This window comes from Amycolatopsis sp. NPDC003865 (assembly GCF_053605345.1).
The window spans coordinates 197687-211277 of sequence record NZ_JBSGJA010000006.1 but is presented as its reverse complement, the minus strand read 5'-3'; the positions used below and the strand labels follow the sequence as shown (position 1 = coordinate 211277).

14 protein-coding genes and 1 pseudogene are annotated in these 13591 nt (G+C 70.6%); 8 read left to right on the top strand and 7 right to left on the bottom strand.

The window, feature by feature from the left end:
• Positions 1-37: 37 nt before the first annotated feature.
• From ACWEVP_RS17015 to ACWEVP_RS17005, 3 genes are read left to right on the top strand one after another with little or no spacing between them, the layout of a single operon-like run.
• Positions 38-826: a GntR family transcriptional regulator gene (locus tag ACWEVP_RS17015; RefSeq protein ID WP_086678278.1), complete on the top strand. Its 789-nt coding sequence runs from the start codon at positions 38-40 to the stop codon at positions 824-826.
• On the top strand, positions 823-2055 hold the full coding sequence (locus tag ACWEVP_RS17010) for a PTS transporter subunit EIIC (protein ID WP_452063475.1): 1233 nt from the start codon (positions 823-825) through the stop codon (positions 2053-2055). Before ACWEVP_RS17015 ends, ACWEVP_RS17010 begins: the two co-directional genes overlap by 4 nt.
• Before the next feature lie 40 nt (positions 2056-2095).
• Positions 2096-2362, top strand: a complete 267-nt coding sequence (locus ACWEVP_RS17005; protein WP_364725219.1) for an HPr family phosphocarrier protein — start codon at positions 2096-2098, stop codon at positions 2360-2362.
• A gap of 42 nt (positions 2363-2404) precedes the next feature.
• On the opposite strand, the gene ACWEVP_RS17000 is transcribed toward ACWEVP_RS17005, so the two are convergent.
• The 3 genes from ACWEVP_RS17000 to ACWEVP_RS16990 all read right to left on the bottom strand — a co-directional run bounded on the left by ACWEVP_RS17000 (position 2405) and on the right by ACWEVP_RS16990 (position 4279).
• Positions 2405-3502, bottom strand: coding sequence for a glycosyltransferase family 2 protein (locus ACWEVP_RS17000; protein WP_452063474.1), 1098 nt, complete (start codon positions 3500-3502; stop codon positions 2405-2407).
• Positions 3503-3567: 65 nt separating this feature from the next.
• Positions 3568-3957 carry a hypothetical protein gene (locus tag ACWEVP_RS16995; RefSeq protein WP_452063473.1) on the bottom strand — a complete coding sequence of 130 codons (390 nt, stop codon included), beginning with the start codon at positions 3955-3957 and terminating at the stop codon, positions 3568-3570.
• A gap of 58 nt (positions 3958-4015) precedes the next feature.
• Positions 4016-4279 (bottom strand): hypothetical protein, encoded by a 264-nt coding sequence (locus tag ACWEVP_RS16990; RefSeq protein WP_452063472.1) that lies wholly within the window; start codon positions 4277-4279, stop codon positions 4016-4018.
• Between the two features lie 297 nt (positions 4280-4576).
• Here ACWEVP_RS16990 and ACWEVP_RS16985 point away from each other — a divergent pair, with 297 nt between their 5' ends.
• The 3 genes from ACWEVP_RS16985 to ACWEVP_RS16975 all read left to right on the top strand — a co-directional run bounded on the left by ACWEVP_RS16985 (position 4577) and on the right by ACWEVP_RS16975 (position 7931).
• On the top strand, positions 4577-5554 hold the full coding sequence (locus ACWEVP_RS16985; protein WP_452063471.1) for a helix-turn-helix transcriptional regulator: 978 nt from the start codon (positions 4577-4579) through the stop codon (positions 5552-5554).
• 83 nt (positions 5555-5637) lie between these two features.
• A complete protein-coding gene (locus tag ACWEVP_RS16980) occupies positions 5638-6453 on the top strand; it encodes a serine hydrolase domain-containing protein (RefSeq protein ID WP_452063470.1) in 816 nt (271 codons plus the stop codon).
• A complete protein-coding gene (locus ACWEVP_RS16975) occupies positions 6450-7931 on the top strand; it encodes an alpha/beta hydrolase (protein ID WP_452063469.1) in 1482 nt (493 codons plus the stop codon). Before ACWEVP_RS16980 ends, ACWEVP_RS16975 begins: the two co-directional genes overlap by 4 nt.
• A gap of 186 nt (positions 7932-8117) precedes the next feature.
• On the opposite strand, the gene ACWEVP_RS16970 is transcribed toward ACWEVP_RS16975, so the two are convergent.
• Together ACWEVP_RS16970 and ACWEVP_RS16965 are read right to left on the bottom strand one after the other, a co-directional pair.
• Positions 8118-9053, bottom strand: a complete 936-nt coding sequence (locus tag ACWEVP_RS16970; protein WP_452063468.1) for a D-2-hydroxyacid dehydrogenase family protein — start codon at positions 9051-9053, stop codon at positions 8118-8120.
• Between the two features lie 4 nt (positions 9054-9057).
• Positions 9058-10250, bottom strand: a pseudogene (locus tag ACWEVP_RS16965) (endonuclease/exonuclease/phosphatase family protein).
• A gap of 97 nt (positions 10251-10347) precedes the next feature.
• On the opposite strand from ACWEVP_RS16965, the gene ACWEVP_RS16960 reads away from it, so the two are divergent.
• Positions 10348-10767: a hypothetical protein gene (locus tag ACWEVP_RS16960; RefSeq protein ID WP_452063467.1), complete on the top strand. Its 420-nt coding sequence runs from the start codon at positions 10348-10350 to the stop codon at positions 10765-10767.
• Positions 10768-10792: 25 nt separating this feature from the next.
• The gene (locus ACWEVP_RS16955) at positions 10793-11452 is read left to right on the top strand and encodes a TetR family transcriptional regulator (protein WP_452063466.1); all 660 of its coding nucleotides are present in this window, start codon (positions 10793-10795) and stop codon (positions 11450-11452) included.
• Here the strand turns inward: ACWEVP_RS16955 and ACWEVP_RS16950 are convergent.
• On the bottom strand, positions 11439-12686 hold the full coding sequence (locus ACWEVP_RS16950; RefSeq protein WP_452063465.1) for a GrpB family protein: 1248 nt from the start codon (positions 12684-12686) through the stop codon (positions 11439-11441). The two genes, ACWEVP_RS16955 and ACWEVP_RS16950, sit on opposite strands and share 14 nt — an antisense overlap.
• Before the next feature lie 61 nt (positions 12687-12747).
• Positions 12748-13575 carry a shikimate dehydrogenase gene (locus tag ACWEVP_RS16945; protein WP_452063646.1) on the bottom strand — a complete coding sequence of 276 codons (828 nt, stop codon included), beginning with the start codon at positions 13573-13575 and terminating at the stop codon, positions 12748-12750.
• Positions 13576-13591 lie beyond the last annotated feature (16 nt).

The window sequence follows — 13591 nt, the reverse complement described above, 5'->3', positions numbered from 1 at the left end:
GGTCCCCGGTGCCGCAGAAACGAGGAGGGTGACGCCGATGAGCGCGGCCGCGCACGTCCCGCCACCCGACCGGGTCGTCAACGGGCCCACGCCCAAGCACGCCCAGTTGCGGGAGATCCTCCGCCGCACGGTGGAACGGGAACTCCCGCCCGGCGCGCCGATCCCGTCGGAACGCGAGCTCGCCCAGCGCTACGGCGTGTCGCGGCTCACGGTCAGATCGGCGATCGGCAAGCTGGTCGAGGAAGGGCTGCTCGCCCGCGTCCGCGGCAAGGGCACGTTCACCGCGGCCCGGCGGATGGAGCTGCAGCTCTACCTGATGTCCTTCACCGATGACATGCGGCGGCGCGGGCTGACCCCGACGACCGAGGTGGTCTCCGCGGCCACCGAAGTCCCGCCCACCGCATCGGCGCACGCCCTCGGCCTCACCGAGGGCGCCCCCGCGCACCACCTGGTGCGGTTGCGCCACGCCGACGGCGTGCCCCTGGCCGTCGAACGGGGCTGGTACCACGCGGGCCGGGCCCCCGGCCTGCTCGAGCTCGACCTGACCCAGTCCATCTACGCGCAGCTGGCCGAGACGTACGACGTGCGTCCCGACCAGGCGTGGCAGACGGTCTGGGCCGAAGGAGCGGACCGCGAAACGGCCCGCCTGCTCGGCATGCGCGCCGGCAGTCCCCTGCTCGTGTTCCGCCGGGTCTCCAGCGCAGGCGGGGACCCGATCGAAGACATCACGTCCTGGTACCGGGGAGATCATTACCAGGTGACCATGCAGTTGGACCGGAACACCCCGGAACCCGGTCAACCACCCCACTATGGAGGTTCCAGATGAGCTCCACCACCGCGGAGGGGGCGAAGAAGAGCGGCGGCGGTCTCGCCGGTCTTCAGCGCTTCGGCCGTAGCCTCATGCTCCCGATCGCCACCCTTCCGGCGGCGGGCATCCTGCTCCGGTTCGGCCAGGACGACCTGCTCGGCAAGGACGGTCTGGGCTGGGACAAGGTAGCCGCCGTCATCGGCTCGGCGGGCAACGCGCTCTTCGACTTCCTGCCTTTGCTCTTCGCGATCGGCATCGCGGTCGGCTTCGCGCGCAAGGGTGACGGCTCGACGGCCGTCGCCGGCGCCGTCGGCTGGGTCGTGTTCAACCGGGTGATCCAGGCCATCGCCCCGGTCAGCAGCCAGGTGGGCTACAAGCCCGCCTGGGACAGCTCGCCGCTGCACTGGCCCTACAGCGTCCTGACCGGCATCGTGGCCGGTATCGTCGCGGCCCTGCTGTGGCAGCGGTACCACCGGATCAAGCTGCCCGCGTGGCTGGCGTTCTTCGGTGGCCGGCGATTCGTCCCGATCATCACCGCGTTCGCCATGATCATCCTGGGCGTCCTGTTCGGCCTCGTCTTCAAGTACGTCGACGCGGGCATCCAGAACCTGGGCAAGGCGATCGTCGACCAGCCGGTCGTCGGTGGCGGGATCTACGGCTTCTTCAACCGCCTGCTCATCCCGGTCGGCCTGCACCAGCTGCTGAACGTCCCGATGTGGTTCATCTTCAACGGCGGCGACCTGACCAACTTCTTCCACCACGTGCAGGGCTCGGGCACGTTCATGACCGGGTTCTTCCCGATCTTCATGTTCGCCCTGCCCGCCGCGGCGCTCGCGATCTGGCAGACAGCGCGCCCGGCGCAGAAGAAGATCGTCGGCGGCGTGATGATCGCGGCCGCGCTGACCTCGTTCGTCACCGGTGTCACCGAGCCGATCGAGTTCTCGTTCATGTTCGTGGCGTGGCCGCTGTACATCTTCCACGCGATCATGACCGGCGTGTCACTGGCGCTGGTGAACGCCCTGGACATCCACCTCGGCTTCTCGTTCTCCGCCGGCGGCATCGACTTCCTGCTCAACTCGAGCCTGGACACCGCGCACAAGGCGTGGCTGCTCATCCCGATCGGGCTGGTCTTCGGGGTGATCTACTACTTCGTGTTCCGGATCGTCATCACGAAGTGGAACCTGCGCACCCCCGGCCGCGAGGACGACTCGATCGAGGCGGACCTCGACCGGACCGCCGCGAAGTAACATCCGTACCGACGTAGAACCCTGCAGGGAGAGGACGAACATGCCGGAGAAACGCGTCGCTGTGGCCAGCAAGGTGGGGCTGCACGCCCGGCCGGCCGCACTGGTGGCGAAGGCGGCCGCGGCGCAGCCCGTCGCGGTGCGGATCGCCAAGGCCGGCGGGGACCCGGTGGCCGCCGGCAGCGTGCTCAACCTGATGACGCTCGCCGCCGGGTACGGCGACGAGGTCGTCATCAGCGCCGAGGGCGAAGGCGCCGAGGAGGCCGTGGAAGCGGTCGCCCAGCTGGTCGCCACCGACCTCGACGCCTGAGGACGTGAAGGTGCTCCGCACCCGCACAGGTGCGGAGCACCTTCACCACAGGACCGGCGTGCGCGGCCGGGATTCTTCGAAGAACAAGTCGTCCCACCGCTTGCTGATCGCCCGGTAGTGCTCGGCCTGCTCGGTACGGCCGAGGCGTTCGAGCAGTGCGGCGATCGCGGCGTCGAGGTGCGTGCCCGCCGGGCTGAGCGTGCTCTTGCCGAGGAGCTCTTCGTCGCGGCGGGTCGCGATGGTCTCCTTGAGCGTCCTGACCGTCACCACGCCGTCGGCGACCTCGGCCATGGCCCGCAGATACTGGGCGTCCGGACTCCTACCCCGGTCGAGCTCGTCGATCCGCGCGCAGTACCGCGCCACCGTGTCCCAGTCACCCTGGAAGCCGATTCCCTGAGCGGCCAGCGGAAGGGCGAGCCGGAGGTAGTGCGACGGCGGGAGGTGATCACCCGTGCGTGCTTCCGTCGTGGTGAGCTCCTCCAGCTTCGCGCAGAACTCGATCAGCCGGTCGGCCGGGTGGAACGGAAGTCCGTCGTGGACGATGAAGTAGAGCCAGCGCGGATTGTCCGGTTCGTCGGCTCGCGCGAGGTCCAGCAGCGAGAGGTTGCGCTGCGTTTTCTTCTTGGCGTGGACGACTTCCCGGCGGTAGCCGTCGTGCCGGACCTCGACGTCGAGCCAAACGAGGTCGATCGGGGCCGGATACTCGTGGACGCGGCCCCGATAGCGGATACCGCTTCGGGCCCGGAAGATCCGCGGCACTTGGTTCACGAAGGACTCACGGACGACGTCGAAGATCGTGGGCGCGAAGGCGGTCCGAGGCGACGCCGTGGATTTCCGCAAGTACGCCACCAGCTGTTCCGCGGCGCCGGGAGCGAACCATTCGTCCGCGTCGAGAAAGACGATCCAGCCTCCCGCCACGGCGTCGATACCGTGATTCCTGGCGGCGGCGAAGGAATCACGCCACGGTACCTGGACCACCTCCGCACCATGGGCTTCGGCGATGTCGAGCGTGCCATCCGTCGACCCGGTGTCGACCACGACCACCCGGTCGAAACCCTTGCCCATCAAGCTGGTCAGGCACCGGGCGATGCATCGCCGCTCATCTTTCGCCAGGACGACAACGCTTACGGAACTGTTCACGAATCCTCCCGGGAAATCGGTCGGCGACGTCACGCGGACGCCGCCGACCGTCGCTACGCCGATGATCAGGCGCAGGCCTCCTTCCGGCCGATGTAGGTCACGCCGCCGCAGGGCCCGTTGTAGATCGTCTCGTCGAACACGTAGCACCGTACGATTCCCCCGTTGGGGCTGTAGGTGTACTGGTAGACGAAGACGTAGTTCGCGGTACCGCACCACTTCGACTGCGTCTGCGCGACCGGGTCCGGCGAGGCGCAGGACTGGACCGACGCCGGGGACGCCTGCGCCGCCGAAGCCACGCCGCCGAACAAGCCCATCGTGGCGGCACTGGCGAGCATCGCACCGCCGAGCACCCGGGCCGCGCGACCCGAGCGCGCCCGGCGCGTCACCTCGGCCGACGGCGAGGCGAGGTCGGCCTCGATGCCGTCGAGGAATTCCATTTGCTGCGAATTGGACACGAGTATTTCCTTCCAGATTCGGTGATTACCAACCACAGGTGCCGTGGAAGCACGGCGTTCAGGGCAGGACGAACCAGCCACGCAATTGCGGCGCCGAACCCACTACGCCTTCACACAGGCGACGTCCGGCGGACGCACCCGAGTGCGGGTCCGCCGCGGTACAGAAGATGATCAGGCGAGCCTTGCCGGGTGCGGTGGCCGCCCTCAGGTGCTGTATGCCCATTTCGGGCGTTGCCAGCGCCCAGAGCAGATCGACGAGCAGGGCCGGATCGAGGTGTTGGTGCGGGGCTTCCTCCGTCGCGGCCAACGCGACACCGGTCATGTACACACCGGGCCCCTCGCCTTCCGCCGATCGCTATCCCAGGAGCTTCGAGATGATCACGTCCCAGTCGAATCCGTTCGGATCGTCCTGAAGCTGCTTCCCCATTCGCGTCCCCCTCGTCGTCCTGGTGTGCACCCAGCTTGACGCGGCGAGGCGGGCTCCGGAAGAGCCCGGAGCTGACACGAACCGCCCGTGCACCTTGGTGTCAGCGTGGCCGTTTCGTTGACAATCGCGACATCCCGAGTCGTATGATCATCTGGGCGCGGCAGCCCGACTACCGGGGAGGGTAGGTCGATCATGCTGAAACCGTTCGGAGTGGACAGCACCGCCGAAACGGTCTACCGGACCATGGTCACCCATCGCGAGTGGGGGGTCCGGGAGGTAGCCGGGGCATTGGGTCTTTCCGAGCAGGAGATCCGCGGCGCCCTCGACCGGCTCGCGGATCACGCGCTCGTCCGGCAGTCGCAGGAACATCCCGGCACCTTCCGGCCGGTCGACCCGGAATTCGGGTTGCTCTCATTGGTCCAGACCCGTCAAGCCGAGTTGCACCGCAGCCAGCAAGAGCTCGCCCAGAGCCACGCGGCGGTGTCCGAACTGATCGCCACGCTGCAGGCCGCGGCCCCACGCACGGAGATCGACCAGCTGATCGGGATCGACGAGATCCAGCGCCGGATCGAGGTGCTGGCCAACCGAGCGAGCACCGAATGCCTGTCTTTCATGCCCTCGGGCGCACAGACGCCGGAGAGCATCGCCGCCGGCGCCCCGCTCAACAGCACCGCCCTCGAACGCGGGCTGACCGTCCGCACGATCTACCTGGACAGTGTCCGCAACGACGCCGCGACCTCCAAGTACGCGACCTGGCTGACGAGTCTCGGCGGAGAGGTCCGGACCAGACCGACGCTGCCCGCACGGCTGCTCGTGGTCGACCGGGAGATCGCCCTGCTCCCGCTGGACCACGAGCACAGCCGCGCGGGTGCCATCAAGCTCACGACCCCCGGCGTCGTCATGATGCTCACCGCGTTCTTCGACCACTTGTGGCTGGACGCCGCGCCGTTCGGCACCGAGAAGCCCCGCGACGACGGTGGGCTGACCGGCCAGGAGCGCGAACTCCTGACGCTGCTGTCGCAGGGGCTGACCGACGAGATGGCGGGCCGCCGCCTCGCCCTTTCGCTGCGGACCGTGCGCCGGATGATGGCCGACCTGATGAAGCGGCTCGGCGCCAAGAGCCGTTTCGAAGCGGGGATGCGGGCCTCGGAGCGCGGCTGGCTCGGCTGACCACGCACGCGGGTGTCGGGCAGGCTGATCGGCGGACCGGAGGCCGCCGCACGGACGCGAGGCGACGCTCGTAGGCTGGGCGCATGGAAAGCGTGCGCTTGGTCGAAGACTGGCCGGTGGACACCGCCGCGACCGCCGTGGTGACGGCGGACGGCACCGTGGCGGGCCGCCACGGCGACACCGCGCGGAAGTTCCGGCTGGCCTCGGTCAGCAAGCCGCTCACCGCCTACGCCGCGCTCATCGCGGTCGAAGAGGGCGTCGTGGAGCTGGACACCCCGGCCGGCCCCGAAGGCTCGACCGTGCGGCACCTGCTGGCCCACACCTCCGGTCTCGCGTTCGACGCGCACAAGGCCATGGCCGAGCCGGGTACGCGGCGGCTCTACTCCAACTCCGGCTTCGAGGAACTCGCCGACACCCTCGCCGAGCACTCCGGTATTCCCTTCGCCCGGTACCAGGCCGAGGCGCTGTTCGCCCCGCTCGGCATGACGAGCACCGCGCTCGACGGCTCGCCCGCCGCCGACATCGTGTCCACTGTGGACGATCTGGTCGCGTTCGCCGCCGAGCTGCAGTCCCCCCGGCTGCTCGACCCGGCCACCGTCGCCGAGGCGACGAACGTCGTGTTCCCCGGCCTGTCCGGGGTGCTGCCCGGCTTCGGGCACCAGAAGCCCAACGACTGGGGCCTCGGCTTCGAGATCCGCGACCACAAGAGCCCGCACTGGACCGGTGCGACCAGCTCGCCGCGCACCTTCGGGCACTTCGGCCAGTCGGGCACGTTCCTCTGGGTCGACCCGGACGCGGGCGCGGCCTGCGTCGCGCTGACCGACCGCGCGTTCGGCCCCTGGGCCGCCGAGGTCTGGCCGCGCTACACCGACGCCGTGCTGGCGGAATTGAGCGCGTGAAGCCGCTCCTCGCCGCGCTGCTGCTCCTGCTCACCGCCTGCAGCGCTCCCGAAGCCGCGCCCGCTCCCCCGCCGCCGACGCCGGCCACCGCGACCGCCCCGCCGGCGCTCGGCACGAACGGCGCCGCCGTGCCGGCCCTGCGCTGGGCGCCGTGCCACGGGAAGTACCAGTGCGCGGCCGCGTCCGTGCCGCTGAACTATCGCGAGCCCCGGGGCGCGGCCATCACGCTCTCGGTGATCCGGCTGCCGGCGGGCGACCCGGGACGGCGGCTGGGCTCGCTGTTCTTCAACTTCGGCGGGCCGGGCACCGACGGCGTCGGCGAGCTGACGCGGTTCGCCGACCGCTACCCGCCCGAGCTGCGCGCCCGCTTCGACCTGGTGAGCTTCGACCCGCGCGGGATCGGCGGGTCCGCGCCGATCAGCTGCCCCGGCGCCGACCACGCGCCGGCACCGGGTTCGCCGCTGCGGCAGCCGGACGCGTTCTTCGCGGCGAGCGCCGCGACCGGCAAGGCCTGCGCCGCGTCGGGTGCCCTGCTGAGCCACCTGTCGACGGCGAACGTGGCCCGCGACCTGGAGCTGCTGCGCCAGGCCGTCGGCGACCCCGCGCTGAACTTCTACGGCTACTCCTACGGCACGTACCTGGGCGGCACGTACGCGAACCTGTTCCCGGGCAAGGTCCGCGCGCTGGTCCTCGACGGCACGCTCGACCTGGTCGCGAACGCCACCGGGAAGCCGGGGCAGGAGAAGGAGCCGGTCGACGTGCGCGCCGACGTCGCCGGGGCGCAGCAGCAGGAGCTGGACCAGTTCTTCGCGGTGTGCGCCGCGGCCGGGCCGAAGTGCGCGTTCTCCGGCGGTGACCCGAAGGCGAAGTTCGCCGGGGTCTTCGCGCGGGCGTCGCGCACCACCGGTGTCGGCTCGCTGATGCGGACCGTCGACAGCGCGCTGTACCAGTCCGGCCGGTGGAAGCGGCTCGCGCAGACCCTCTCCGCGATGCCTTCGGACACCGGTCCCGCGGCGCCGGTGCTCGACCCGTACGTGCCGACGCACTCCGCCGCGTTCCTGGCGGTCCAGTGCGTCGACAGCGACAACCCGTCGTCGGCGGCGGATTATGCGGCGCTGGCGGCTCGCGAAAGCGCGCGTCAGCCGTACTTCGGGCTGGGCGCGGTGTTTTCGATGGCCCAGTGCGTGGGCTGGCCGGCGCACGACCCCGACCGGTACACCGGGCCGTGGAACCGGGCGCGGAAGAACCCGGTCCTGGTGCTGAACAACCGGTTCGACCCGGCGACGCCGCTGCACAACGCCCAGGCGACGGCGGCGGAGCTGGGCGACGGCCGGGTGCTCGTCGTCGACGGGTACGGCCACACCTCACTGGACGCGCCGAGCGCGTGCGCCTCGGCGGCCGTGACGCGCTACCTGACGGACCTGGCCGCGCCGGCCGAAGGGACGACCTGCGCCCCGGACGCGGTCCCGTTCTCGTGAGTGAGAAACAGTGTTCTAACCCTGTTTCTCACTCACGACCCGCGAGCGCCTCCGGTTCAGCCGAACGGACCCCCTGACCAGGGTCTTTGGACCCTGCCCGGCGGGGTTCCCGGGTGGTGTCATGGTTCTCGTGCGGGCCCGCCGCCGGGCCGGTGCGGGGACCTCGGGCCCCGGCGGGCCGCACGCCTAGCCTTCCATGACGCGGATCGGTTCCCCCGCCTGGTAGGCCGCGATGTCTTCGACCGCGTCGCCGTAGAAGATCTCGTAGGTCTCGCGGGCGACGAAGCCGAGGTGCGGGGCCAGGACGGCGTTGTCCATCGTCCTCAGTGGATGGTCGGCGGGAAACGGCTCGACGTCGTAGACGTCCAGTGCCGCCGCCCGGATCTCCTTGCGCCGCAGAGCCTCCACCAGCGCGGCCTCGTCCACGATCGGGCCGCGCGAAGTGTTCACCAGCACCGCGGTCGGCTTCATCGCGGCGAGCTCGGCCGCGCCGACGAGGCCGCGGGTGCGCCCGCTGAGCACCAGGTGGATCGAGAGCACGTCCGAGCGGGCGAAGAGGTCCTCTTTGGACACCGCGGTCACGCCGTGCGGATCGGCCTTCTCCTGGGTGAGGTTCTGGCTCCATGCGATGGTCTCCATGCCGAAGGCCTGCCCGATCTTCGCCGCGCCGGCCCCGAGACGGCCGAGGCCGAGCAGGCCGAGGGTCTTGCCGTGCAGCATGGTGCCGACGGTCGTCTGCCAGCCGCCTTCGCGCATGGACCGGAACTCCTGCGGCAGGTTCCGGGCCGCGGCCAGGATGAGCGCCCAGGTGTGCTCGGCGGTCGGCTCGCCGAGGTACCCGGTCTTCGACACGACGACGCCGTTGCGCTTCGCCGCCGGGACGTCGATGGCGGCGTTGCGCGGGCCGGTGCTGACCAGCAGTTCCAGGTCGGGGAGCCGGTCGAGCACCTCGGCCGGGAAGCGCGTCCGCTCACGCATCGCGACGATGACCTCGAAGCCCTGGAGCTGCGCGACAACGTCGGTGAGGGGCTCGGTGAAGACCGTTATGTCGGCCTTCAGCGAGTCCCAGTCACCGAAGGTCAGAGCGACGTCCTGGTAGTCGTCGAGGATCGCGATGCGCATGAGCTCACCGTAGTGGCACCAGGACGTCCACGCGGACCAAGTGGTGGTCGGAGGCGTCGTTCAGCCGGGACAGCGGGTCGGACGGCACCGGCCAGAACACCTCCGCGTGCCACGGCAGCAGGCCCTTCGACGGCAGCACGTAGTCCGTCCGCAGGTTGCCCGGCGCGACGTCGTTGAAGTCGCCCGTGTCGTAGAACGGGTCGCTCTTCTGGGTCGCGTTCGCGCCGCCCTGGGCCTGGGCCGCCAGCACCGCGCCCTGGCTGCCCGGGTGCGTCTCGATCACCCGGCGGGCGTTCAGCAGCTGCTCGATCGCGCCGGGCACGCTGTCGCCGTCGAGGGGGTCGGAGTTGTTGTCTCCCGCCACCACGAACCGCTCGGCCGCGCCCAGGCCGCCCCGGCGGCCACGGTCGTCGTAGATGTAGCCGCCCTTGCCCGGCGTCACGTAGTCGGCCCAGAAGCGGATCTCGTCGTTGTTGCGGGTGCCGTTGCGGTCTTCGGGGCCGTCGAAGCTCGGCGGCGTCGGGTGGGACACCAGGAAGTGCACCGTCGAGCGGCCGATCTTCAGCGGCAGGTCCAGTGCGACTTCGACGACAGCCGCAGCACGTCCAGCACGGCGGGGCTGTACCAGTCGTGCGGAGCCGGCGTGGCCGGGTCGTCCGGCAGCAGCGCGCCCGGCATGTCCTTCCAGAGGAACTTCTGGAACGTCCGGACGTGCCCCAGGTCGATCGGGTACTTCGACAGCACGAGCAGGCCGTACTGGCCCTCGAACGCGCCGAAGCCCTGCGCGTCGTTGCCGCCGCCGACCGTGCCGCTGCGGTCGAGGTCGAAGCCGGTCGGGACGCCCGTGTTGACCGGCGCGGTGTAGGCGTACGGGTAGTCGATCGGCTTCGCGCCGTTCTGCCCGACCGCCAGGTAGTTCTTCCGGAACAGGTCCGCGGCGGCGTTGCCGGGCACGTAGTCGAACTCGTTGATCAGCTGGACGTCGGCGCGGTTGCGCTGGACGACCTCGGCGACTTCGCGCGCTTGGTCGTTGTCCGGCGTCGAGAGGTCGGTGACCAGCTGACCGGCGGCGGCGCGGTTCAGCGAGGCGTTGAAAGTAGCGAAGCGGACGTTGGTCGCGAAGCCCGCGTCAGCGGTGGCGGGCACGAAGAGCACGACGAGCGCGGCGGCGATCAGCCCGGCGGCGAAGCGTTTCACGGTCGATACCTCCCAGTCGGCGGTCACCCTACCCTCTTGAACACGTTCAAAAACAGGGCTACGGTACTTCTTGAACACGTTCAAAAAAGGAGGAACCATGGACCGAGTAGTCGTCGCCTACGCCCTCTACCTGCTGATCAGCATCCCGCTGACCGTGCTGGTGGCCCGGACGCTGAGCAAGCACGGCCGCACTTTCCTCGCCGAGGTCTTCGCCGACAGCCCCGGCCTGGCCAACGCCGTCAACCAGCTCCTGGTCGTCGGCTTCTACCTGGTCAGCCTGGGGTTCGTGACGCTCTTCCTGACCAGCCACGCCGAGGTGGCCACCGCGCGGGCGGTGTTCGAATTGCTCTCGGTGAAGGTCGGCGTCGTCGCGCTGATCCTCGGCGCGATGCACCTGACCAACGTCCTGGTCTTCAACGGCATCCGGCGCCGCCACCTGGCTCCGAAGCCCGAGCCCCGGCCGGCGCCCGTGGCGTACCCCGGCATGCCGCAGGTGCCGCCCTTCCCCGCGCCCTGACGTGCCCGGCGCTAACGTGCCGCACGTGGCCAAGAGCGAGGAAACGCGGTCCCTGATCGTCACGACCGCGATGCGGCTGTTCACCGAGAACGGCTACGACCGCACGACGATGCGCGCGATCGCCGCCGAAGCGGGCGTCTCCGTCGGGAACGCCTACTACTACTTCTCGTCGAAGGAACAGCTCATCCAGGGCTTCTACGACGAGATCGCCCGGCAGCACCTCGCCGAGGGCCGCGCCCGGATCGACGGCGAAAGCGCCTTCGCGGCGCGGTTGAAGACCGTGCTGCTGTGCTGGCTGGACATCGCCGAGCCCTACCACCGCTTCGGCACGCAGTTCTTCGTCAACGCGGCCGACCCGGAGTCGCCGCTGAGCCCGTTCAGCGACGACTCCTCGGCCGCCCGTGAGGCGTCGATCGGCCTCATGCGCGAGGTCGTCGACGGTTCCGACGTCAAGCTCGACCCCGAGCTGCGCGCCCAGCTGCCGGAACTGCTGTGGCTCTACCAGATGGGCGTGGTGCTCTACTGGGTCCACGACCGCTCGGCCGGGACCCGGCGCAGCCGGATGCTGGTGGAGCGCAGCGTCCCGCTGATCGCGCGGCTGGCCGCGCTCTCCCGGCTGCGGGTGTTCCGCCCGCTCAGCCGGGAGATCGTCGACCTCGTCCAGGACCTGGCTAAGCGGGAGTGACGGCGCGGAAGTAGAGGAACCGCGGCTTGGTCCGCAGGTTCTCCGCCCACTTCGGGTCGGTTTCGGCCGCCTCCGGGGCCGGCATCGGCTCGACCAGCTTGTCGACGGCGAAGCCCGCGTCGCGGACCGCCTGGAACGTCCAGCTCAGCGGGCGCCGGTAGAACCGCACCCGCTGCCCCGGCGGGAACTCGTCTTCGAGCAGTTCCAGCTCGAAGTAGTTCTCCTTCTCGAACCAGCGCCAGTCCTCACCGGGGTGGTGCACCGAGAACACGAGCAGCCCGCCGGGTGTGAGGACGCGGCGGAACTCGGCCAGCGCCGGCCCCCAGTCCTCGACGTAGTGCAGCACCAGCGACGCGGTAACCACGTCGATCGAGCCGTCCGGCAGGTCGAGGGGCCGGGTGACGTCCGCGACCTCGAAGCGCGCCACGTCACCGAACTTCCGGCGGGCCGCGGACACCATCCCCGCGCTCACGTCGACGCCCAGGACGTCGGCGCCCCGCTCGGCCAGCAGCGCGCTCAGGTGCCCGGCCGCGCAGCCGACGTCCAGGACGCGGCGACCCGACACGTCGCCCGCCAGGTCCAGGATCGCCGGGCGGTCGTACAGCGCGTTCGTCACGGACTTCTCCGCGTGCGACGCGTAGTCCTCGCTGAACGCGTCGTACTGCGCCGCCCGCGCCCGGCCGAGGATCTCTTCGATCACCTCCGTCTTCGCGTCCGCGTACTGCTGGATGAACTTCCACTCCTTCGCGGCGAGTTCACGCTTCTTCGCCGCGTACAGGTCACGCTCCTCCGGGTGCGCGCGCATCCGGTCGCGCAGGAGCCGGTACCGCTCGGTCTGGCTGTTGCCGGGCGAGTACACGTGCAGGTTGATGTTGGTGTCCGGCCCCTTGAAGCAGCGGTGCTTCTCCCAGTCCGGCTCGCGGATGACGAGCCGGTAGCCCGCCGCCTCCAGCGCCGGGAGGTAGGCGTCCTCCTCGTCGGAGTCCGGCACCACGAGCAGGATGTCGACGCACGGCTTGGCGCACAGGCCCGGCACCGAGGTCGACCCGACGTGCTCGAGAACGAGCACCTGGTCGCCGAGCGCGCCCCGGACGCGCTCGGCCTCACGCTCGAAGAGCCTCGGCCACTCCGGGTCGTAGTCGACGAGCAGGACCGTGGAGTTGAGCTGCGGCGCGTCGCCGGCCACCCACCCCGACTCGATCTCGGCCTCGCTCAACGCTTCTTGGCTGGTCATTCCGGTTGACCCCCTTCGTCAAGGCAGTCGACCAGATTATCAACTCGCGCAACCGGTTTTTTCAGGAGATCGGCAGCGGCAGCAGGTTCCCGGTCGCTTCGCGCAGGGCGTCGCGCATCGCCGCGCGCGGGGCCGGCCGCCCGGTGAAGTGCTCGGCCTGCCCGAACGCCTGGTGCAGCAGCATGTCCAACCCGGTCGCGAGCCGCCCGCCCCGCGCCGCGACGGCTTCGGCCAGCGGCGTCGGCCACGGGTGGTAGATGACGTCGAGAACGTGCGCGACGGCCGCCAGCTCGGCCACGTGCGGGACGACCGCGTCGGGCGGCACCGTGTTCACCAGCACCGCGACCGACCCCAGGGTCGCGAAGTCCGTTTCGGCCCAGCGAAGCACGTCGACGTCGAGCGAAGCCCGCTTCGCCGCGTCGAGCGTTTCGCCGGCCCGCGCGGGTTCCCGCACGACCAGCCGCACCTGCCGCACGCCGAGCGCGGCGAGCCCGACGACCGCAGCGGCCGCCGTGCCGCCCGCGCCGAGCACCACCGCCGTGTCCGACGGCGACGGCTCGTAGCCCCCGGCCGCGCGCAGCGCCCCGGTGACGCCGTCGACGTCGGTGCAGTCCGCGAGCCAGCCCTTCGCCGTGCGGACCAGGGTGTTGGCCGCGCCGACCGCGGCCGCGCGCGGCGTCACCTCGTCCGCGTGGTCGAGCGCGGCGCGCTTGCCCGGCATGGTGACCGACAGGCCGGCCCACTCCGGGCCGAGGCCGTCGACCAGGCCCGGCAGCTCTTCCGCGCTCGTCTCGATGCGCTCGTAGGTCCAGCCGGTCAGGCCGAGCGCGGCGAACGCGGCGCCGTGCAGCACCGGGGACAGCGAGTGCGCCACCGGCTTGCCCAGCACGGCGGCGCGGCGGGGC

Bases quoted from the DNA above. Each gene is read 5' to 3' on its own strand.
- ACWEVP_RS16970 (WP_452063468.1), bottom strand. From the start codon at position 9,053: ATGCGCATCGCGATCCTCGACGACTACCAGGACGTCGCTCTGACCTTC.
- ACWEVP_RS17010 (WP_452063475.1), top strand. From the start codon at position 823: ATGAGCTCCACCACCGCGGAGGGGGCGAAGAAGAGCGGCGGCGGTCTC.
- ACWEVP_RS16960 (WP_452063467.1), top strand. From the start codon at position 10,348: ATGGACCGAGTAGTCGTCGCCTACGCCCTCTACCTGCTGATCAGCATC.
- ACWEVP_RS16950 (WP_452063465.1), bottom strand. From the start codon at position 12,686: ATGACCAGCCAAGAAGCGTTGAGCGAGGCCGAGATCGAGTCGGGGTGG.
- ACWEVP_RS17005 (WP_364725219.1), top strand. From the start codon at position 2,096: ATGCCGGAGAAACGCGTCGCTGTGGCCAGCAAGGTGGGGCTGCACGCC.
- ACWEVP_RS16990 (WP_452063472.1), bottom strand. From the start codon at position 4,279: ATGACCGGTGTCGCGTTGGCCGCGACGGAGGAAGCCCCGCACCAACAC.
- ACWEVP_RS16980 (WP_452063470.1), top strand. From the start codon at position 5,638: ATGGAAAGCGTGCGCTTGGTCGAAGACTGGCCGGTGGACACCGCCGCG.
- ACWEVP_RS17015 (WP_086678278.1), top strand. From the start codon at position 38: ATGAGCGCGGCCGCGCACGTCCCGCCACCCGACCGGGTCGTCAACGGG.
- ACWEVP_RS16985 (WP_452063471.1), top strand. From the start codon at position 4,577: ATGCTGAAACCGTTCGGAGTGGACAGCACCGCCGAAACGGTCTACCGG.